Raw genomic sequence first — 19,172 nt, 5'->3', positions numbered from 1 at the left:
ATAAAGATAGTTAACTATCACCTGCACGCTAGCCAAACTAGGCTAAATATAGTGACTCAGGTAAGAAGATTTTGCATAGAGCCTTTATTTATACGGCTTCGCTTAGCTAAGGTCAATCTATGCACTAACGCTGAGGCTCAATCTTGATAGACGATATCTTCTTTACGCCTTATGCCGATGGATTCCTCTTCTTCGCTATATTCAACCACTAAAAGACCTTGTTTGAGCGCTGCTTTACACTGCACTATTGCGTTGTCCATGCTGTGCTCACCGTCACCCGAAAAACTGCCATCTTCAACTTGGCTGATAAGGTACTCTTTTATTAGGTTATCAAAGGTTTCGCTAGGTAATTGCGATAAAGATTGGTAAGGAACTAACATACTGATGCTTCCGATGAGGTTAAAAAGTTTAAAACACGCTGTTCAAGATAATACTGTGGTCGCCACGGACTGCCGCCGTTAATAAAGCCCACATGCCCCCCATTATCATGTAACTCATATTCTACTTGATTAGAGAGTTGCGCATCACTTGGGATCACCGCGGTGGTCATAAACGGATCGTCTTTGGCATGAATGACTAAAGTCGGCTTGGTGATCTGGTTTAAGTACGGTAAACCGCTGGCGCGAGCATAGTAGTCATCGACATCGTCAAATCCATGTAATGGCGCCGTCACTCTATCATCAAATGCATAGAAGGTATTGAGATGTTCAATGTCGCTATGATTAATAGGCATTAACGTTGCGAGTTCGGGGTTTGACACTTTATTGCGCATCTTTTCTTGTAATTGCTTGATTAAATAGCTTTGATACAGCTTAGAAAAGCCCTTTTCTAAGCGTTTAGCACAGGCTGCAAGATGAAGAGGCGCCGAGATAGCCACGGCGCGTTCAACAAGGCTGTTTTGTTGCTGTTCGCCCTGATATTTCACCAACACGTTACCGCCTAAACTATAACCTACAGCCAGTAACTTGCTGTTTGAATATTGTTTTTTAAGGTGTTGTAAGGTGGTTTGAATATCTTGGGTATCACCACTGTGATAGCCGCGAACGAGTCGGTTAAGTACCCCTGAGCAGCTACGGTGATGATGCACAACCGCACAAATATTTACAGCCTTACACGCGGCTAGAATGCGGCGGGCGTAATGGGACTCTGCGCTACCTTCTAAGCCATGAATAATGACCAGAATAGCCTGATTGTCTTGAGGCGAGCCTTGCCAGTCAAGATCGATAAAGTCACCGTCGTCGAGTTCGAGTCTTTCGCGGCTTAAATGTGGTCTGTCCACTTTAGTCAGTACAGGTAAAATCGTTTGAACATGGGGGTTTTTAGCCCACCAAGGTGGTGAAAATTTCTGGCTCATAATAATTGGCTATTGCTGAAAATTAAAACGTGTGTTTAATTGTTATTGTCACCAGAGTGTAACACAGATTGAAATTTGGCAGTTTAATGTTGCGGTTTCGACTCTCAATAGCGGAATGGCTAAAGTAACTGGTGAATCGAGTAGCGTAGAAAATTAAGTGGCAAAAACTCAATAATAACTAGAGGACGCGATGGAACGACGTACGTTTATTACAACCGCATTAGCCGGCACCGCCTGTTTAGCCTTAGGTGTGAATTATTACTCTTCAGATTATGTCAGTGTTAATCAGGATCTGGACGACAAGCACCGCTTGTTATTTAGTGTACTCTTGCCGGTTTTTTTAGAGGGTGCGTTGCCTGATGTTGCCACCCTAAAACGCGATGCGATAAACCGTACCTTAGATGCCATTGAGCATACTATCTCTATTCTCCCCCAAGAAAGCCAAGCTGAGCTTGAGCAACTGTTAGAAATGCTTGAAGGACGTCTAGGGCTGCTGATCCTAACAGGCAGCATGACGCCGCTGATGATGCGTAAGCAGCCTGAGCTGATAGAGATGCTGCAAAGTTGGCGTACCAGCTATTTGGACATGATGGTTACTGCGTATCAAGGATTGCGAGAATTAGTCATGGCGAGCTATTACTCCAGCCCAGAGCATTGGAGCCGGTTACATTATGCCAAGCCTAGTTTTCTTGAGGATATGACGTGATGTTATTAATAAACACTATGGTTAAGGGGTAGTTTGTGGCCATTGAAGATCCTATCGTAACCGGCCTAGATTCTGGCTGGGCACATATAAATGCGGCAAAACTCACTCAAAATCAAACCTTGGAAGCCGATGTTATTATTGTTGGCAGTGGCGCTGGCGGCGGCGTTGCAGCAGAAATTCTGACGCAGGCCGGGCTGTCTGTGATTATCGTTGAAGGTGGTGCGCTAAAATCTTCAAAAGACTTCATCATGGAGGAGCGTCAAGCTTATCCAGATTTATACCAGCAAGCAGCTGGAATGAAGACCACTGACAAGGCGATTGGCATATTTCAAGGCCGTGGGGTGGGCGGGTCCACGACAGTTAATTGGACTACGTCGATTCGAACCCCTGAGCCCGCATTGGATTATTGGGCACAGACTAAATCAGTTGCCGGCCTTTCTCGCAGCGAGCTCGACCCTTGGTTCGAGAAAATGGAGCAGCGTCTTAATATCAGTAAGTGGGCTTATGAGCCAAACCGTAATAACCAAGCGTTAAAGCAGGGATGTGAGCAACTGGGTTGGGATTACACCGTCATTAAGCGTAACGTTAAAGGCTGTTGGAATACTGGTTACTGTGGCATGGGCTGCCCTGTTAACGCTAAACAGTCTATGCTGGTGACAACCATACCTGCCGCGCTCGAAGGCGGTGCAACATTGGTGAGCCAAGCTAAAGTGATGAAGCTTGAACATCATAATGACAAGATTTTTGCCGTTAAAGCACAAGCGGTTGATTACAACATGAAACCGCTACCCGTCGAAATCATGTTTAAAGCAAAGCACTATATTTTATCTGCCGGCGCCATCCATACTCCGGCCATTATGTTGCGCTCTAAGCTGGCAGATCCCTATGAGATCATCGGCAAGCGCACTTTCTTACATCCAACGCTATTAAGTGGTGGCGTGTTTAGCGACCCGATTAATGGTCATAGCGGCGCGCCGCAATCAATCTATTCAGATGAATTTGTATGGCAAAATGGCGCCGATGGTGAGCTCGGCTATAAGCTAGAAGTGCCGCCAGTACACCCGATTTTGATCGCATCAAAAACCATAGGTTACGGTAAAAGCCATGCAGACTTGATGGAAAAGTTTAATCGGCTGCAAGTCACCATAGCCTTAGTGCGTGATGGTTATCATGAGAATAGCCAAGGCGGCCAAGTCAAGTTAACAGAACATGGCTTTACACTCGATTACCCCCTTACCGATGCCTTTTGGCGTGCAGCAAGGCGAGCTTACGCGAGTATGGCGGAGCTGCAGTTTGCCGCTGGTGCACAGCAAGTATTGCCTATCAGTGAAGGCATGCCGTATCTGTCGAGTTGGCAGGAGGCCAAAAAAGCCATTAGTGAAATGGATCTGGCGCCGCTAAAAACGGTTGTTGCCTCGGCTCATGTGATGGGGGGCTGCCCAATGGGAGAAGATCCTAACATGTCGATGGTGAACAGTTTCGGCGAGTCACACTATTTTGACAACTTATCGGTAATGGATGGCTCAATATTCCCAACCAGTTTAGGCGCTAATCCGCAGCTGTCTATTTACGGTATGACCGCAAGAAACGCGACGCGGTTAGCGCAGAAGCTCACGCTAAGTTAAACGCGGCTAATTTGATAACCTGCAGGTTGATAATAAAAGCGAGCCAGGTGGCTACAGCCGTTCACTTAAGGACGTTACTCAGAGAAAATTTGATGACTTAGAAAGATAAGAATGGACCACAGAGGACACGAAGAGCACGAAGAAAATCGACCCCGAGCTTTTTCTTTTGTTCGAGTCATCTGTGTAGCAAACGAAGTGAGCGCTTGGTGGCTCGCTTTCTCATCTGTTTTCTCATTAGTGCTAGTTACTTTGTAATGAGGGGTAATCATTGTTATCTAGGCTAAATAGCGCTAGATAACGACTTAAGTTGCCGCCTGTTGTAGTGTTATCTTCCTGAATTTGTATCGACTCTAATGCCTTTAAAATCATAGCTTGTGATTTTCGCTCTAGCATCAACTCCACGCTTAACAGCTGTTGATATTCGTTTTGTTCGAGGTAGGCTTTAGCCTGACGTCTCAATTTTCTATAGGGAAGTAACAGTCTTTCCTCCCATGCAAACATCGAATGCTGCAGCACTTTCCAGTCCGATGACGCTAGTTTGTGCTGCTTGTTATCGAGCCAAATCGCTAGGAGTAACAGATTAACATTGAGCTGGTGGTCATCTTGCAATGCTAAACATTGGTTTTGGTGTTGCAGATAAAGCGTGTCGCAATCAGTCCACAAGCTGAGATAAAAATCGGGATTAGCACCGTCAGATAATGTCATCGAGCGTGTTCCTTTTCGTCTCTTATTGAAATCAGTCATTGAAATCAGTCATGGCAATCAGCAAAGAAAAAGGGAAGCAAGGCTTCCCTTTTTAATGGTTCTGGTTAGATTTCAGCACGAACATCTTGTTCAATGCTTTCAATTTCTTCTTGGATCTCCAGCCACTCCATTTCGCTTTCCTCTAACCCTTGGGTAAGCGTGGTTCGCTCTGCCAGTACCTGGGTGAGTTTAGCCTTATTGTCAGCATCATAAAGACTCGCGTCGGCAAGCATATCTTCAAGCTCTTTTAGACGCTCGTTGGCTTTTTGCTGCTCCTTCTCAAGCTTAGTCTGCACCTTTCTCAGCGGCGACAGCTTTTGCCTCAGCTCAGCTTCTAAGCGCTTTTGTAGTTTTTTATCTTGAACCGGTTTACTGGTATCTGTGTCTTCTTCTTTGCCTGCGTTTTTTGCGGCATCGAGCAACCATTGGTGGTAATCGTCTAGGTCACCTTCAAAACTTTTCACTTCACCTTGGTCTACCAGGTAGTAATCACTGCAGCTTAAACGTAATAGGTGTCTATCGTGCGAGACAATAATCATCGCACCTTCGAAGGTTTGTAGCGCCATGGTGAGCGCATGACGCATCTCTAAGTCTAAGTGGTTGGTCGGTTCATCGAGTAACAATAGGTTAGGGCGTTGCCATACTAAAAGTGCTAGTACTAAGCGGGCTTTTTCACCGCCAGAGAACGGTCTAACAGGCGCGAGCGCCATATCGCCATTGAAACCATATCCGCCTAAGAAGTTACGTAACTCTTGCTCTTTAGTGTTCGGGGCTAGGCGTGCCAAATGCTGCAATGGTGAGTCATCTAAGCTCAAAAATTCCAGCTGATGCTGGGCAAAGTAGCCGATATTTAAGCCTGGATTAGTTTCATATTTTCCTTTCATCGCTGAAAGCTCACCTGAAAGCAATTTAACTAATGTCGATTTACCCGCGCCATTGCGGCCTAGTAAGCCAATACGTGCGCCAGGAACCAAATTAAGATGCACCTTTTTAAGGATCTCAGTTTCGCCGTAACCGATAGAAACCTGCTCCATAGTCACTAATGGATTTGGCAGTGCTTCAGGCTCTCTAAAGGCCATGTGGAACGGACTGTCAGCTTGCGATGGCAGTAACTCTGCCATACGTTCAAGCGCTTTTAAGCGGCTTTGAGCTTGCTTAGCTTTGCTGGCTTTATAGCGAAAACGGTCCACAAACGACTGCATATGAGCGCGCTCTTTTTGCTGACGTTCAAATGCCACTTGTTGCTGCGCCATACGTTCGGCACGCACGCGCTCAAAGGAGGTGTAGTTACCTTTGTAATAGTTCAGCTTAGTATTTTCGACATGAACGATTTCATCGACAATGCCGTCGATAAAGTCGCGGTCGTGACTGATAAGAATAAGCGTACCTTGATAGGCTTTAATCCAGCCCTCTAGCCAGTACATGGTATCTAAGTCTAAGTGGTTGGTTGGCTCATCGAGAAGCAGTAGATCTGAGCGACACAACAGGGCCTGAGCCAAGTTGAGGCGCATACGCCAACCACCAGAGAAACTCTTAACTGGATTGCTCTGCTCTTGCTCGCTAAAGCCTAGACCCGCTAATAAACTTGCAGCACGGGAATGAATAGCATAACCGCCAATGGCGTCAATTTTGCCGTGTAATAACGCAATTTTATGGCCGTCATCGGCTTCTTGGGCTGCATGTAGCTGCGCTTCAAGAGCTCGGTACTCAGTATCGCCATCGATCACATATTCAATTGCAGCTACATCTAGCGCCGGTGTTTCCTGTGCCACGGTAGCCATTTGCCAGCCACTGGGCATAGTAAACTCACCTTTATCTAGGCTAATTTTGCCCAAGATAAGCGCAAGCAGTGAAGACTTACCGCTGCCGTTGGCACCCACTAGTCCGACTTTATGGCCTGGATAGACAGTTAATGAAGTTTCATCGAGCAAGGTTTTCGAGCCACGAACGAGTTGAGCTTGAGTGATGGTGATCATTGAGGTCGGCTTAAAGTCAGAGAGCAAATATTGGGGACAGATAATAGCTTAGAACCCATGGTTACTTCTATGGTGAATCCTAGAAAAGTACGGTCATGACGCAGCTTTTGTGGCAAAATGTTAGGCATATGTGTAAAGGAATTTAAATCATGACAACAACGACAACAACTAAAAAAGTGAAGAAACGTTTTGTAGCAGGTGCTAAATGCCCGAAGTGCCAGGCAAAAGAATCAATCGTGTTATTTAAAGAAAATGGTATTGAAACCGTAGAGTGTGTTGAGTGCGATTATCGTGAGCAACAGACAGAAGAAAAAGTGGCTAAAAAAGCCAGCGGTGCAGTTATTGGTGTATTTAATCCAGATTAATCGAAGTCGCTGAACCATAGACTCACTTTTTTAGATGGGAATGGGCATGTACAGCTGTGTACTCTGTTGTGTTTTGTTGGTGTATTGGTGTAAACTTTGCTCATTATTTGCTAACAGGCGGGTTAGCATCGACTTAACGTGAGTAAAGACCATGACTGTGACACGACTATTTTTGCTGGGTTTGACTTTATTGCTAACGGGTTGTGGCACCATCCAGGATTATAGAAACTCGCAGATGTTTAGTTCATTTGACGATTTTCGACCCGGCCCTGACGGTGGAAGTGACCTTATTTGGGCGCAACCTAAAATAAAAAGTGTTAGCGACCTTAATCAAATCCTTAGTCAGTACGATAACGTCATCGTTGACCAAGCTTGGTTAGTTTTAGATGATAAAACCCGTTACGACAACTTAGATGATGAGGATGTTGTTGAGGTTTCACGTTATCTAATCAGTAAAATTAAGCAAAAAGCCAGTCAGCGTTTTAAGATCATCAACCAAGCTGAACTGGAGCAAACCCTCGCTAAAGGTGAAGAGCCTAAAACACTTAGAGTCAGCGTGGCGTTAACCAATATTGAAACCCCCAATCCAATTTTAGCCGTCACTAGCAGTATTTTGCCTTTTGGGCTTGGGATCTCAAGTATTTCAAAGGTAGTGACTGGCGAGCATACCAATGTGGGTAGTGCGACGATAGAGCTTATGCTTAGCGATGCGCAAACGGGTAAGCCTATCGTGGCTGTGATTGACCGAAAAGCGGGCGGTAAAGACTTTAGCACCATGATTGACTCAACCGACGATGCTAGAGATGCGGTTGATTGGTGGGTTGATAGATTAGGCGCAACACTACGCGGCGAGGATCTGTAACTGACATGAGTTGTTTGCACTATCTATGCACTCTTGGCAAATTTGATGCGGCAATCATCCTCGATACGACTAATATTAAGCTGGCAAACATAGCCAGCTCTTTTGTGGCTAGGATTTTGTCGTTAGGAGCTTGCTCATTTACATCAGGGCTATTGCGGCCGAGGTAATAGAGACACCAAGTTAACCAAACTCGGCGCTAAAGGCCGTAAAAGGCTGCGATAGCGATATATTTATCAGTTATCCTATATTCGACATGCTGCAACTAAAAGAATAACTGCTACAATAGCGCGCTATAATTTATAGCGATAGCAAACGACAACTTTTGCTCCTGATTATTTGGAGTCTTGTCACCATGATTTTATCACTGCAAAAGACGATTTGATGGACCTTGATAAGGTGCCGAGTCCTAGAGGGTAACCGCCCTAAACAGCAGTGAATACTTAGGAAAGATACTTTGACTCAAACAGTCCCGAATACCGAAGGCCAAGCGCCATTCTCAAGCCTTAACCTGAAGACTGAGCTGCTAGAAAACTTGAAAACCATGGGTTATGACTCTATGACCCCGATTCAAGCGAAAAGCTTACCAGCAATCCTTAATGGCGAAGATGTCATTGGTCAAGGTAAGACAGGCTCAGGCAAAACAGCAGCGTTCGGTTTGGGCTTACTGCACAAATTAGACGTTAAACGTTTCCGCATTCAGTGTTTGGTTCTATGCCCAACACGCGAACTTGCCGACCAAGTGGCAAAAGAGATCCGTACTCTTGCTCGTGGTATCCATAACATTAAAGTACTGACCCTGTGTGGCGGTGTGCCAATGGGGCCACAAATTGGCTCACTAGAGCACGGCGCTCACATTATTGTGGGTACGCCAGGGCGTATTATCGATCACTTAGATCGTGGTCGTTTAGATCTCGACAATGTGCATACCTTAGTGCTCGATGAAGCCGACCGTATGCTAGAAATGGGCTTTCAGATTGAACTTGAAGGCATCATGGACCGCATGCCAATAGAGCGCCAGACGCTACTGTTTAGTGCTACGTTCCCTGAGCAGATCCAGTCAATTGCTGACAAGATCATGTTCAAGCCAGTGCTAGTCAAAGTGGATTCGACTCACGCAACCAGTACTATCGACCAGCATTTTTATGAAGTTGGCAATAATAACGATCGCATGCGTGCGCTTAAGTTATTGTTACTTGAATACCGCCCAGATAGTGCGGTGGTATTTTGTAATACCAAACGTGAAACCAAAGATGTTGCTGCGCAATTGAAGAATGACGGCTTTAGCGTTGTTGCACTACATGGTGATTTAGAGCAGCGCGATCGTGACCAAACGTTACTGCAGTTTGCCAATAAGAGTGTGTCTATCATGGTGGCAACCGATGTTGCGGCCCGTGGTCTAGATATCGACGCATTGGACGCTGTGATTAACTATCACGTGGCTTACGACACTGAAGTACACATTCATCGTATTGGCCGTACAGGTCGTGCGGGTAGCAAAGGTTCTGCGCACACTTTTTATAATGACGAAGACGGCTACAAGATTGCATTGCTAGAAGATTATTTAGAGCGTGAGATCGTGAACGAAGCTCTGCCGTCTGAACATTTACTCGATACTTTCCCGGTACAGCCAGTGATGATCACCTTGCAGATCGATGGTGGCAAAAAGCAAAAGCTACGCCCAGGTGATATTTTGGGTGCATTGACTGGCGAGAATGGTATTGAAGGCAGCGAAGTGGGTAAGATCAAAATTACCGATATGCGCGCTTATGTAGCGGTTAACCGTAAAGTGGCTAAAAAAGCCCTGCATAAAATTACCAACGGCAAGCTTAAAGGTCGTTCATACCGTGCATGGGAAATGCGTTAAACGCATATATTGCCATTGGGATGAGTCAGAATTTGATGACTTATCCTAACGGCTACCATTGCGATACCGATTGATATGATTGGTATAGGCACAAAAAAGCAGCGCTTAGGCGCTGCTTTTTTTGTGCCTGGAGCACTTATGCCAAGACCCATGGATGGGTAGTCTTGGCAGTTGTATCTGTTGCTGGCTGGTTTAGCGCTTAGCTATTTTGGCTCGGCTTGTTGCTATTGTTATAGCTACGGCGTTGGCCGCGCTCTGAAGCGCCATTGCTTGGGCTGCCATTTGCCGAACTAGCACTGTTGCTAGGTCTGCGCTGACGGCGAGGCTTGTTTTCGCTAGGTTGGTGGCCGCGAGCCATTTCACCACTACGTTGACCGTCTCTATGTTCAGTTTTAGCGGCGTCGTTGCTGTTTTGGCTATTACTCTGACCATTGCTTTGACGGCGTTGAGGAGGTTTGTTACCTGCTCCACCAGAATTAGGGCTACGAGCACGTCCATTACTACGAGCTTGATTACCACTGTTACGTGGACCTTTATTCTGGCCATGAGATTTAGCGGTTAGATCGGTTTCTGGCAAGCTGTGAGTTGGCTCAAAACCTTCTACAGGGCGTCGCTCTAAGTTCTGTTTGATCAGTAACTCAATATCACGCAGTAGCTTAATCTCTTCACTGCTAACTAACGATACCGCATGACCAGAAGAACCTGCACGACCGGTACGGCCGATACGATGTACGTAATCTTCTGGAACATTGGGTAAATCAAAGTTAACCACTTGAGGAAGTTGGTCAATATCCAGACCACGAGCTGCAATATCAGTTGCCACAAGTACTCGAACGGCGCCACTCTTAAAGTCAGCCAACGCTTTGGTTCTAGCGCCTTGGCTCTTGTTGCCGTGAATTGCAGCAGCAGTAATATCTTTCGCTTCAAGGTTTTTGGCAAGACGGTTTGCACCGTGCTTAGTACGGCTAAATACCAATACTTGCTGCCAGTTGTTCTGTTGAATTAGTTTAATTAAAACGGCTACTTTCGAACCATGATCGACCGGGCAAATCCACTGTTGTACCGTGTTTGCTGTTGCATTACGTGGTGTGACTGAAATCTCAACAGGATTGTTTACTAAGCCTTTGGCTAGTTGACGAATGTCATCAGAGAAAGTGGCTGAGAACATTAAGTTCTGACGCTTAGCTGGCAGTACCGCTAAGATTTTCTTGATGTCGTGAATAAAGCCCATGTCTAGCATGCGGTCAGCTTCATCGAGCACTAACACTTCAAGCTGGCTAAAACTCACTGCACGTTGATTGTATAAGTCGAGTAAACGGCCCGGTGTAGCAACCAGGATATCAACACCGCGGTTAAGTTTAGTAATTTGTGGGCCAATGCCAACGCCACCAAATATTACCGCAGATTTCAGCGGTAAAAACTGACCATAGGCTTCAACACTTTCGCCAATCTGAGCGGCTAACTCACGTGTTGGCGTTAATACTAATGCGCGCACTTGCTTTGCAGGCGCTTTAGTCCCTTTTGAAAGTAACTCTAGCAGTGGCAGGGTAAAGCCTGCTGTTTTACCTGTACCGGTCTGCGCAGCGGCCATCACATCTTTACCTTCCAGAACGGCTGGGATAGCTTGTGCCTGGATTGGTGAAGGAGTGTCATAACCTTTGTTGGCAACGGCTTTCAAAATTTGGGCTGATAATCCCAGTGAGGCAAAACTCATAGATAGGTCTCATTTCGGCTGCGAAATAGGCGTTAAAGTGCGACTGGCAGCGGTTTAAAGGGGCCTGCTGATGCTGGCGGCCGTGCAGCTTACAGGATCTGCTTAAAAAGCGCTAATTAAAAGCAATCACAGGCTAAGTAGTCAAGGGCTTTAGTTTGTATTGAGTATGGCACTAAATGAGTATTAAGCTGGCGCGATGGGCATTAATTGATAATTGTTACGCGCTGAAATCCATCTATTTTGAAAAAAAATGTCGATTGTGTGATTTTTGGTCGGTTAAAAGATGTTGTATCGGCGCCGCATGTGTTAATCTCGCGCCCCTGAAAGTTCATCTACCGATTTTCATCAGTAAAATCTAGGTACTAATATTACCTAATTCGACGGTTTGTCATGCAGCAATCTATTGTGAGTTATCATAAAGATGATGAAGATCATTGGGTTGCCAATTTGTCTTGCGGTCATACGCAGCATGTTCGCCATCGTCCTCCTTGGGAGCGACGAGATTGGGTGACTCATCAAGCTGGCAGAGACGCTATGCTTGGTTATAAACTGTATTGTAAGCTGTGTGAAGTCGGCTCGGGAATAAAATAAAGCGTATGCCAATCTAAGGTGATCATTGGCAGTGCGGTTTAGAAACAGAATTATGAACGTGAGAATGATGCTTCGAGTGTTGGTCTTGCGTATTGATTGAGCCACCTACTTGTGGGCGTATGCTTTTATTGCACATATATTTATTGTAAATAGAGCATTGCAAACAAATCGTGTGTTTGGCTCAAGTATTAGAATTATTGTTAGGATAAAAAGTAACATGACACAAACTAAGAAGTATGATTTTCGCGTAGTAGCAGATGGCGCAACTTGGACAGGCCAAATCACTCGTCGTCAAACAGCAAGAAAGATTGTTGTTTCTAAGACTAAGAAGGGTTTTGCTACTGAAGCTGAAGCGCAAGCTTGGGGTGAGACTGAGCTTAAATCATTCTTAGAGAACTTGATTAAGCGTAACGAACGTAAAGCTAAGGCACGTGACGAGCGTAATGAAGCGGCTGATGCTAAAGAGCAAGCTGCAGAGGTATGGCGCAGTGCGCGCGAAGCTGCTGCACCTAAAAGTGATTATGATGACGATAACTCAGATTACGAGTCTGACGCAGAGCGTTAATCTGGTTGTTTAAAGTGACTTTACTCGTCATTAGATTTAGCTGAGTCTAAATTTAACTATAAACCGCAATAGGCCTAGCTTAATGCGGTTTTTTTATGTTTAAAATTAGCGTTACGTGTATCGCTTAGCCTTCCATTTATTGATCTAGCTCAATTTTTGTGAGTTCGATAACAATTATATCAATGGCGGTTTCTTCTGCGATTGATGCCTGCGATACTCTGGCAATATTAATACCAATCAGTATAAAGATTTGGTCGCTCAGCGAGAGTTTAGCGATTATGAGGCAAGGCAACGAGTGAAGATCATAGTTGTTCTACGGTTAAGCTCCCTCTTGTTCCTTAAGAGTCACAGCATCAGAAACGCTAAAACTCGCCATTCTGGAGCATTTTTGGCTGCCTACTTCTGCGTTGAACAGCTTCACAAGGGAATAACCATTCTTTTATCTATTCGCCTTGGATTAGTTTGCCAAAAAACGCTCTGAGTAGATCAACTTCTTATACTGATTGGTATAAGATGCATGCTCGTTTTTTAGCTTTAGTGCTATTGAACTTAAGCCTTGCAGCAAAGTCTCTCTTAACAACCCTATTAATGTTAGTTCGTTACACCTAGCGCTTGTTGTCGTATTGAGCTTCAATCAGCCAAGATGCCAAAGCATTATCTCATTCCCACGTTGTCAGCCTGGAATCACATGGATAAAACAGTAGAAAAACAGCTCACTAAATGGCTCAAGTTACAGAAAAAATCCTGTGGTTTTTATTTGAATCTGTCCGTTTTATTTGGTGTGTTGACCGGCTTAAGCTTAATGTGTCAGGCATGGCTTATCGCAACCGTATTGCAAGGGATTATTATTGACGAACTGCCAAAGTCCGACTTTATCAATCACTTTTGGGCATTATTATTACTCACGGTGTTAAGAGGTGTGCTGGCATTTGCTCGAGAGCGAGCAAGCTTTCAAGCAGGGGCGCGACTTCGAATACAGATGCGCGCGGCGGTGCTCGATAAGTTAGCGCTACTTGGCCCCGCTTTTATTAAGGGCAAACCGGCAGGGAGTTGGGCCAGCATAGTGCTGGAACAAGTTGAAGATCTACAAGATTTTTACGCCCGCTATCTACCACAAATCGTGTTAGCTGGGTTTATTCCGCTGATTATTCTGGTTGCTGTTTTCCCTATCAATTGGGCTGCGGGTCTGATTTTATTGGCCACTGCGCCACTTATTCCTATGTTTATGATCCTCGTTGGCATGGGCGCTGCGGATGCTAACCGTAAAAACTTCAGTGCCCTAGCACGTTTAAGTGGTCATTTTATGGATAGGTTAAAAGGCCTATCCACGCTGAAGTTATTTAACCAAGCTGAGAAAGAGGCTCGTGTGATTAGAAAGGCCTCGGAAGAGTTTCGAGAGCGCACTATGGCCGTGCTGCGAATGGCATTTTTAAGCTCTGCGGTGCTTGAGTTTTTTGCCGCAGTGTCGATTGCCGTAATGGCGGTTTACTTTGGTTTTAGCTACTTGCACCATTTGGATTTTGGCCATTATGGTGTTTCAATCAGCTTGTTCACTGGCTTGTTTGTACTGATTTTAGCACCAGAATTTTATCAGCCATTAAGAGACATGGGCACTCATTATCACGCGAAAGCACAGGCAATTGGCGCAGCTGAAGAGTTAATGGCGCTACTTGACCACCCAACAGGCCAGCATGAAGGTGATAAGCAAGTTAGCGATAGCATTGAGGCCGCCGGCATAGAAATAATCGCAACAGAGCTCTGTGTTTATAGCCTAGATGGTAGCTTGTTACTCGGACCCGTCAGTTTTCAAATCAACACAGGTGAACATCTTGCTATTGTCGGACCAAGCGGCGCTGGAAAAACCAGTTTACTCAATGCACTGCTGGGTTTTTTACCTTATAAGGGGCAGCTAAAGGTTTCAGGCACTGAGTTGAGAGAATTATCCCTGAGTGATTGGCGTAAGCATTTGGCATGGCTGGGGCAAGAGCCGCAGCTGTTTCATGGTACTTTGCGTGAAAATATCAACATGGGGCGTCACTTATCTGATGACACTATCTGGGCATTATTAGCCAAGGCGCAGATTTTGGATTTTGTGCAGCAGCAACCTCTAGGGCTCGAACATCCGGTTCAAGAGCAAACTGCAGGTTTGTCGGTGGGGCAGGCGCAGCGCATAGCCCTTGCTCGAGCCTTGGGTCAACAAGCGCAATTGTTTATTCTTGATGAACCTACCGCCAGTTTAGATAGTTTAAGTGAGCAAGCGGTGCAAGCCACATTGACACAAGCGATGGCGGGTGTGGCGTGCATCATGGTTACTCACAGATTAGAAAACTTGAGCGAGATGGACAAAATCTTGGTGATCGACAAAGGCATTATTGTGCAGCAAGGTAATTATGACGAGCTTGTTGTGCAAGCTGGCACCTTTAAGCAGATGTTAGATGAGGCTAGCAGCATCAGCGAATTTGATATTGATGCTCAACTTACAACAGAGTCTAAAGCAAGGGGTGATAAGTAATGAGAGCACTATTCCCCTACATTAAGCGCTTTAAAAGCCAGTGGTTTATGATGTTCATAGGCCTATTTTTAAGCGTGACAACCTTAATGGCAGGTATTGGCCTGCTGTCACTATCAGGCTGGTTCTTGTCGGCGACAGCCGTTGCAGGCTTAACTGTGCTGGCGGCGCAAACCTTTAACTATTTTACCCCCGCAGGCGGGGTGCGCTTTTTATCGATTGTGCGCACAGCAAGCCGCTATGGTGAGCGCCTTGCCACCCATGAAGCCACCTTTAGTCTACTGACTGATTTGCGCTGCTGGGTCTGGAACAAAGTGCTGCCCTTAAGCGCTAAAAATCTACAAGGGGTGCGCCAAGGCGATTTGCTTAATCGTTTGGTTGCCGATATCGATACCTTAGATCATCTATACCTACGTTTAATCACCCCGTTGGCCGCCTCGTTATTGATGCTGCTGGCTTTGTACTTTTTCGTGGGTCACTTCGATTTAGAGCTCGCGCGTACCTTGTGCAGCGTGTTGCTGGCGGTTTGGCTATTACTGCCGATGACGTTTTACTTCTTAGGAAGAAAACCTGGGGTTGCGCAGTTAGAAACTAAGCGAGTGCTACGAGTACACTTACTTGAGTATCTGCAGGGACAAGCAGAGTTAACCCTGTTTGGCGCGCAGAAGGCTTATAGAGATAGGCTTGAACAAGCACAAAGCGCCATGATCAATAGCCAAAATGCGATGAATCGGGTGACAGCATTAAGCCAAGCCTGTTTGATCTTATGCCACGGTTTTGCGGTGTTGCTGATGCTGTATTTGGCCGCATCGGGTGTCGGCACAGCCGTGCCACCGGGACCAAGGCTCGCCATGGTGGTGTTTTTAACGATGGCAACGATTGAGATGATGATGCCACTAGCAGGTGCGTTTCAGCATCTGTCTGCTTGTAGCGCCGCAGCTAAGCGACTCAATGAAGTGGTTGAGCAGGCGCCTAGTGTGACCTTTGCGGAAAAATCGCGTGCTGAGATCTCTGCGGGTAATATTGCGTTTAATAATATTGAATTTGGCTATGTCGATAATCAAAAGGTGCTGCAAGGGCTTAATCTTGAAATCGAAGCTGGCAAGAAGGTGGCGCTACTTGGTCAAACAGGTTGTGGCAAATCAAGTTTATTGGCCTTATTGACTCGTGAATGGCAGCCTAATAAAGGTCAAGTGTGTATTGATGGCCTAGAGGTCAGCCACTATACCGAGCTGCAATTGCGTCAATCTATGTCAGTGGTAAGTCAGCGTATTTATCTGTTTAGCGGCAGCTTACGTGACAACCTCGCCTTAGCCATTGTTGGTGCGACACGAAAAGACGATGACAAGCTGATTGCCGTATTGCATCAAGTTGGCTTAGAGAATTTATTACAAGGCGAAAAGCCGCTTGATACTTGGTTAGGAGAGGGCGGACGTCAGTTGTCAGGTGGTGAGCAGCGCCGTATTGGTGTCGCCAGAGCCTTACTGCGTGATGCGCCTATCTTATTGCTAGATGAACCAACCGAGGGCTTGGATAAGCGTACCGAGCGTGAAATTTTACGCTTGTTATTTGAATTTGCCGCGGACAAAACCATGCTGATGATTAGCCATCGCCTGACAGCGATGAGCAAGATGGACTGTATCCATGTGATGGAACAGGGAACAATTCGTGCTAGCGGCAGCCATAGCGAATTACTCACGAGCGACGCTTATTATGCAAGTCTGTATCATCGTTTAAGCTAAAGCTGGATCGATTTTATACGAGTAAAAAGCCCGGCTCTGACCGGGCATTTTATTGGCTTAAACGCTGATTTAAATCTTAAAGCGACTGACTCGCTCGTTAAGGCTGCTGGAGGTATTTAACATGAGCTTGGCGTTGTGACTGACTTCCTGAGTTTGCGACGACAACAGATGCGAAGTGTCGCTAATGGCTTGGGTATTACGGCTGATATCGTCGGAAACAGCGCGTTGCTCTTCGGCTGCGCTGGCAATTTGGGTCGCCATATCGCTGATCTCAGTAATTGAGTCAGTGATCTTCATTAAGCTGTGCTTCGCTTGGTTAGCAAATTCAACGCTGGCATCGGCAATGCCAGTACTTGAAGCCATTGATTGCACTGCTTGCTGGCTGTTTTGCTGCAAGGTGGCGATCATCGCTCTAATCTCTTCAGTTGAGTCTTGGGTGCGATGGCTTAACACTCTAACTTCATCGGCAACCACGGCAAAGCCTCGGCCTTGCTCACCGGCGCGCGCAGCTTCAATTGCCGCATTAAGTGCCAGTAGGTTAGTTTGTTCTGCAATCGCTTGAATGGTCGAGAGGATTTTATTAATCTCGGTCGCATTAGCCTCAAGCTCTGATACCACTTGCGACGCATCGACAAGTTGCTGTGATAGTTGCTCAATCGACTCGCTATTTTGGCTAATCACTTCACTGCCTTCGAAACAGGCTTGGGTCGATACTTGCGCCGCGTTAGCGGTCATCTCTGCATGGTTAGCGACTTCACTCGCAGTGGCTGACATTTCATGAATTGCCGTGGCAATTTGATCCACATCTTGATGCTGAGCATTGACGCCATTACTGGCTTGAGCGGCGATATCAGATGACTCATGGATCTGCTTGATTAACTGCTCTGTATCATAAGAGATAGCCTTAACCATTTGTTGAAGACTTTCTAAGAAGCGGTTCATATGCCGCTCAAGCAGGCCTATTTCATCCTTGCTATGGGCTGGGAAACGCTGAGTTAAGTCACCATCACCATTAGATAGGGTTTCAATGGCCTTAGTGAGTTGCTGTAGTGGCTTAAACATATGATTAACTATCACTGAGGCGATAATCAAAATCACCATGGCGAGTAAGACTACAGCGATAAGAGATTGTTGGATTTGCTCCGTGATTGCTTGATAGGCAAGCTGCTTGTCTTCGACTATACCTAATGTCCAGTTGGTTCCCTGTAACTTAGTTAGTCGCAACAGTTTGTCATTGCCATCTAGCCACTCAATGGGGCTTATTGCGCCGCTGTTAAGCAGAGCCGGAATATGGGATTGAGCTAAGTCTCGGGAAAAGCGGCTGGCATCTTGTTGGGCGTAGCTGTTATCTCTAAAGGCGAGGATCTTGTTATTTTCATCGAGCAAGAAAGCAAAACCCGCATTGGCAATATTGAGGTTAGCGATCTGCTGGGTGATGTAAGCGATGCTTAAATCGGCAGCCAGTACACCATTGACTTCACCACTAAAACGCTGCGCTAAGGTGACAACCGTATCGCCAGAAATATCCACATAAGGCTGAGTGGTAATTATTTCATGGCTGTTATAGGCATCTTGATACCAAGGGCGAGTGCGGCCATCAAAGTCTGCAGGAATATTAACGGATTTATCGCCAGAGATGACTAAGCCACTTTCTAACCCCATATACAAGTTGATAAAGCCGCCAGCTTGGATGCTTAACGCTAGCTCCCCTTCATCGCTCAGTCCTTGGCTTAAACGGGTTTCATTAGCACTAATGATGCGCTTTTTATCTTCTAACCAACTAAAAATATTATTGTTGAGCGCTTCGGCTTGTAGCGTAAAACGGGTCGAGATGGCTTGTTCTGTTTGTAGCTTGAGTTGCTTACTCGCGATAAGGGCAAGAGTCGTTGTTATTGTCACGATCACGGCTAACACGGCAAGTTGAATTTTGTGCTTAATGGTAAGGTTCATTTTGATAATATTGACGGACAAGGCATTTTATTTTCAGGGGCGAAAATTTATGGCAACCCAAGATCCTGTTGAAAGTGAACGGATTATAGGCGATGTCATTTAAATGAGCATTTTAAATGTGTCAGTGATGAGAAGTTTGTCTCAAATTATTAATAAGTCACACGAGTATTTTTAGCAATGACATAACGTAATAACATAACTCGATTATGGGGTGAGAGTTTGGAGGGGAGCTGCGAAGTTGGAAAGGGTCAGTCAGTTTCTTGTATCGAGGAGTTATATACCCAAGCCAGCTGAAGATGCAGGGTTCAGTGGGAATTTAATGCGCTTTAAGCAAGGCGTTGATTGCAGTTAATGGTTGTTCCCTTAGCAAGATCAATAACGCAGCAGAAAGTGCATTAAACCCCATCGAAGAAGGCTTTGCGCAAGCCCACTTCGTTGTTGCACTAGCTTAAAAGGGAGTTACCATTCCTACGCTAATACGCCTAGAATTGAACTCGCGCAAGGCCTCTGAAATGAGCATGTTCAAGTCGTTTGGGTATAGTATTGAGTGGGTCAGTGTATAAAGCCCTGATGTTAACAGGGCTTTTAGGTGGTAATATTTGATG

15 protein-coding genes are annotated in these 19,172 nt (G+C 45.7%); 9 read left to right on the top strand and 6 right to left on the bottom strand.

Annotated elements, in window-relative coordinates; translation table 11 throughout:
- Positions 1-137: 137 nt before the first annotated feature.
- Together ACVBIL_RS10465 and ACVBIL_RS10460 are read right to left on the bottom strand one after the other, a co-directional pair.
- Positions 138-380, bottom strand: a complete 243-nt coding sequence (locus tag ACVBIL_RS10465; protein WP_447166924.1) for a YheU family protein — start codon at positions 378-380, stop codon at positions 138-140.
- Entirely contained in the window at positions 374-1,354 is a 981-nt protein-coding gene (locus ACVBIL_RS10460; protein ID WP_447166923.1) for a hydrolase, read from the bottom strand. Before ACVBIL_RS10460 ends, ACVBIL_RS10465 begins: the two co-directional genes overlap by 7 nt.
- A 190-nt stretch (positions 1,355-1,544) precedes the next feature.
- Between ACVBIL_RS10460 and ACVBIL_RS10455 the strand changes: the two genes are divergently transcribed.
- Both ACVBIL_RS10455 and ACVBIL_RS10450 read left to right on the top strand, forming a co-directional pair.
- On the top strand, positions 1,545-2,060 hold the full coding sequence (locus tag ACVBIL_RS10455) for a TAT leader-containing periplasmic protein (RefSeq protein ID WP_447166922.1): 516 nt from the start codon (positions 1,545-1,547) through the stop codon (positions 2,058-2,060).
- 35 nt (positions 2,061-2,095) lie between these two features.
- Positions 2,096-3,685, top strand: a complete 1,590-nt coding sequence (locus tag ACVBIL_RS10450) for a GMC family oxidoreductase N-terminal domain-containing protein (RefSeq protein WP_447166921.1) — start codon at positions 2,096-2,098, stop codon at positions 3,683-3,685.
- Between the two features lie 240 nt (positions 3,686-3,925).
- Here the strand turns inward: ACVBIL_RS10450 and ACVBIL_RS10445 are convergent, their stop codons facing one another.
- Positions 3,926-4,390, bottom strand: a complete 465-nt coding sequence (locus ACVBIL_RS10445) for a TIGR02444 family protein (RefSeq protein WP_447166920.1) — start codon at positions 4,388-4,390, stop codon at positions 3,926-3,928.
- Between the two features lie 104 nt (positions 4,391-4,494).
- Positions 4,495-6,405 (bottom strand): ABC transporter ATP-binding protein, encoded by a 1,911-nt coding sequence (locus ACVBIL_RS10440; RefSeq protein ID WP_447166919.1) that lies wholly within the window; start codon positions 6,403-6,405, stop codon positions 4,495-4,497.
- Positions 6,406-6,554: 149 nt separating this feature from the next.
- Here ACVBIL_RS10440 and ACVBIL_RS10435 point away from each other — a divergent pair, with 149 nt between their 5' ends.
- From ACVBIL_RS10435 to dbpA, 3 genes are all read left to right on the top strand, one after another.
- Positions 6,555-6,770, top strand: a complete 216-nt coding sequence (locus tag ACVBIL_RS10435; RefSeq protein WP_447159373.1) for a YheV family putative zinc ribbon protein — start codon at positions 6,555-6,557, stop codon at positions 6,768-6,770.
- Positions 6,771-6,921: 151 nt separating this feature from the next.
- On the top strand, positions 6,922-7,632 hold the full coding sequence (locus ACVBIL_RS10430) for a DUF3313 domain-containing protein (protein ID WP_447166918.1): 711 nt from the start codon (positions 6,922-6,924) through the stop codon (positions 7,630-7,632).
- A gap of 454 nt (positions 7,633-8,086) precedes the next feature.
- Positions 8,087-9,496, top strand: coding sequence for an ATP-dependent RNA helicase DbpA (dbpA, locus tag ACVBIL_RS10425; protein ID WP_447166917.1), 1,410 nt, complete (start codon positions 8,087-8,089; stop codon positions 9,494-9,496).
- Between the two features lie 199 nt (positions 9,497-9,695).
- Here dbpA and ACVBIL_RS10420 read toward each other — a convergent pair whose 3' ends face one another.
- Positions 9,696-11,210 (bottom strand): DEAD/DEAH box helicase, encoded by a 1,515-nt coding sequence (locus ACVBIL_RS10420; protein ID WP_447166916.1) that lies wholly within the window; start codon positions 11,208-11,210, stop codon positions 9,696-9,698.
- A 390-nt stretch (positions 11,211-11,600) separates the two neighbouring features.
- Between ACVBIL_RS10420 and ACVBIL_RS10415 the strand changes: the two genes are divergently transcribed.
- The 4 genes from ACVBIL_RS10415 to cydC all read left to right on the top strand — a co-directional run bounded on the left by ACVBIL_RS10415 (position 11,601) and on the right by cydC (position 16,617).
- A complete protein-coding gene (locus ACVBIL_RS10415; RefSeq protein WP_447166915.1) occupies positions 11,601-11,801 on the top strand; it encodes a DUF3565 domain-containing protein in 201 nt (66 codons plus the stop codon).
- A 217-nt stretch (positions 11,802-12,018) separates the two neighbouring features.
- Positions 12,019-12,366 (top strand): DUF3622 domain-containing protein, encoded by a 348-nt coding sequence (locus ACVBIL_RS10410; protein WP_447166914.1) that lies wholly within the window; start codon positions 12,019-12,021, stop codon positions 12,364-12,366.
- Between the two features lie 688 nt (positions 12,367-13,054).
- Positions 13,055-14,878 (top strand): heme ABC transporter permease/ATP-binding protein CydD, encoded by a 1,824-nt coding sequence (cydD, locus tag ACVBIL_RS10405; protein WP_447166913.1) that lies wholly within the window; start codon positions 13,055-13,057, stop codon positions 14,876-14,878.
- Positions 14,878-16,617, top strand: a complete 1,740-nt coding sequence (gene cydC / locus ACVBIL_RS10400) for a heme ABC transporter ATP-binding protein/permease CydC (RefSeq protein WP_447166912.1) — start codon at positions 14,878-14,880, stop codon at positions 16,615-16,617. Before cydD ends, cydC begins: the two co-directional genes overlap by 1 nt.
- A gap of 69 nt (positions 16,618-16,686) precedes the next feature.
- Here cydC and ACVBIL_RS10395 read toward each other — a convergent pair whose 3' ends face one another.
- Positions 16,687-18,567, bottom strand: a complete 1,881-nt coding sequence (locus ACVBIL_RS10395) for a methyl-accepting chemotaxis protein (RefSeq protein WP_447166911.1) — start codon at positions 18,565-18,567, stop codon at positions 16,687-16,689.
- Positions 18,568-19,172 lie beyond the last annotated feature (605 nt).

The organism is Shewanella sp. 125m-7 (assembly GCF_052977045.1).
This window is presented reverse-complemented; position numbering and strand designations above follow the sequence as displayed.

Excerpts from the sequence above, each read along its gene's own strand:
- ACVBIL_RS10395 (WP_447166911.1), bottom strand. The coding sequence starts at position 18,567 with ATGAACCTTACCATTAAGCACAAAATTCAACTTGCCGTGTTAGCCGTG.
- cydD (WP_447166913.1), top strand. The coding sequence starts at position 13,055 with ATGGATAAAACAGTAGAAAAACAGCTCACTAAATGGCTCAAGTTACAG.
- ACVBIL_RS10460 (WP_447166923.1), bottom strand. The coding sequence starts at position 1,354 with ATGAGCCAGAAATTTTCACCACCTTGGTGGGCTAAAAACCCCCATGTT.
- ACVBIL_RS10455 (WP_447166922.1), top strand. The coding sequence starts at position 1,545 with ATGGAACGACGTACGTTTATTACAACCGCATTAGCCGGCACCGCCTGT.
- ACVBIL_RS10440 (WP_447166919.1), bottom strand. The coding sequence starts at position 6,405 with ATGATCACCATCACTCAAGCTCAACTCGTTCGTGGCTCGAAAACCTTG.
- ACVBIL_RS10410 (WP_447166914.1), top strand. The coding sequence starts at position 12,019 with ATGACACAAACTAAGAAGTATGATTTTCGCGTAGTAGCAGATGGCGCA.
- ACVBIL_RS10420 (WP_447166916.1), bottom strand. The coding sequence starts at position 11,210 with ATGAGTTTTGCCTCACTGGGATTATCAGCCCAAATTTTGAAAGCCGTT.
- ACVBIL_RS10430 (WP_447166918.1), top strand. The coding sequence starts at position 6,922 with ATGACTGTGACACGACTATTTTTGCTGGGTTTGACTTTATTGCTAACG.
- ACVBIL_RS10445 (WP_447166920.1), bottom strand. The coding sequence starts at position 4,390 with ATGACATTATCTGACGGTGCTAATCCCGATTTTTATCTCAGCTTGTGG.
- ACVBIL_RS10465 (WP_447166924.1), bottom strand. The coding sequence starts at position 380 with ATGTTAGTTCCTTACCAATCTTTATCGCAATTACCTAGCGAAACCTTT.
- ACVBIL_RS10415 (WP_447166915.1), top strand. The coding sequence starts at position 11,601 with ATGCAGCAATCTATTGTGAGTTATCATAAAGATGATGAAGATCATTGG.
- ACVBIL_RS10435 (WP_447159373.1), top strand. The coding sequence starts at position 6,555 with ATGACAACAACGACAACAACTAAAAAAGTGAAGAAACGTTTTGTAGCA.
- cydC (WP_447166912.1), top strand. The coding sequence starts at position 14,878 with ATGAGAGCACTATTCCCCTACATTAAGCGCTTTAAAAGCCAGTGGTTT.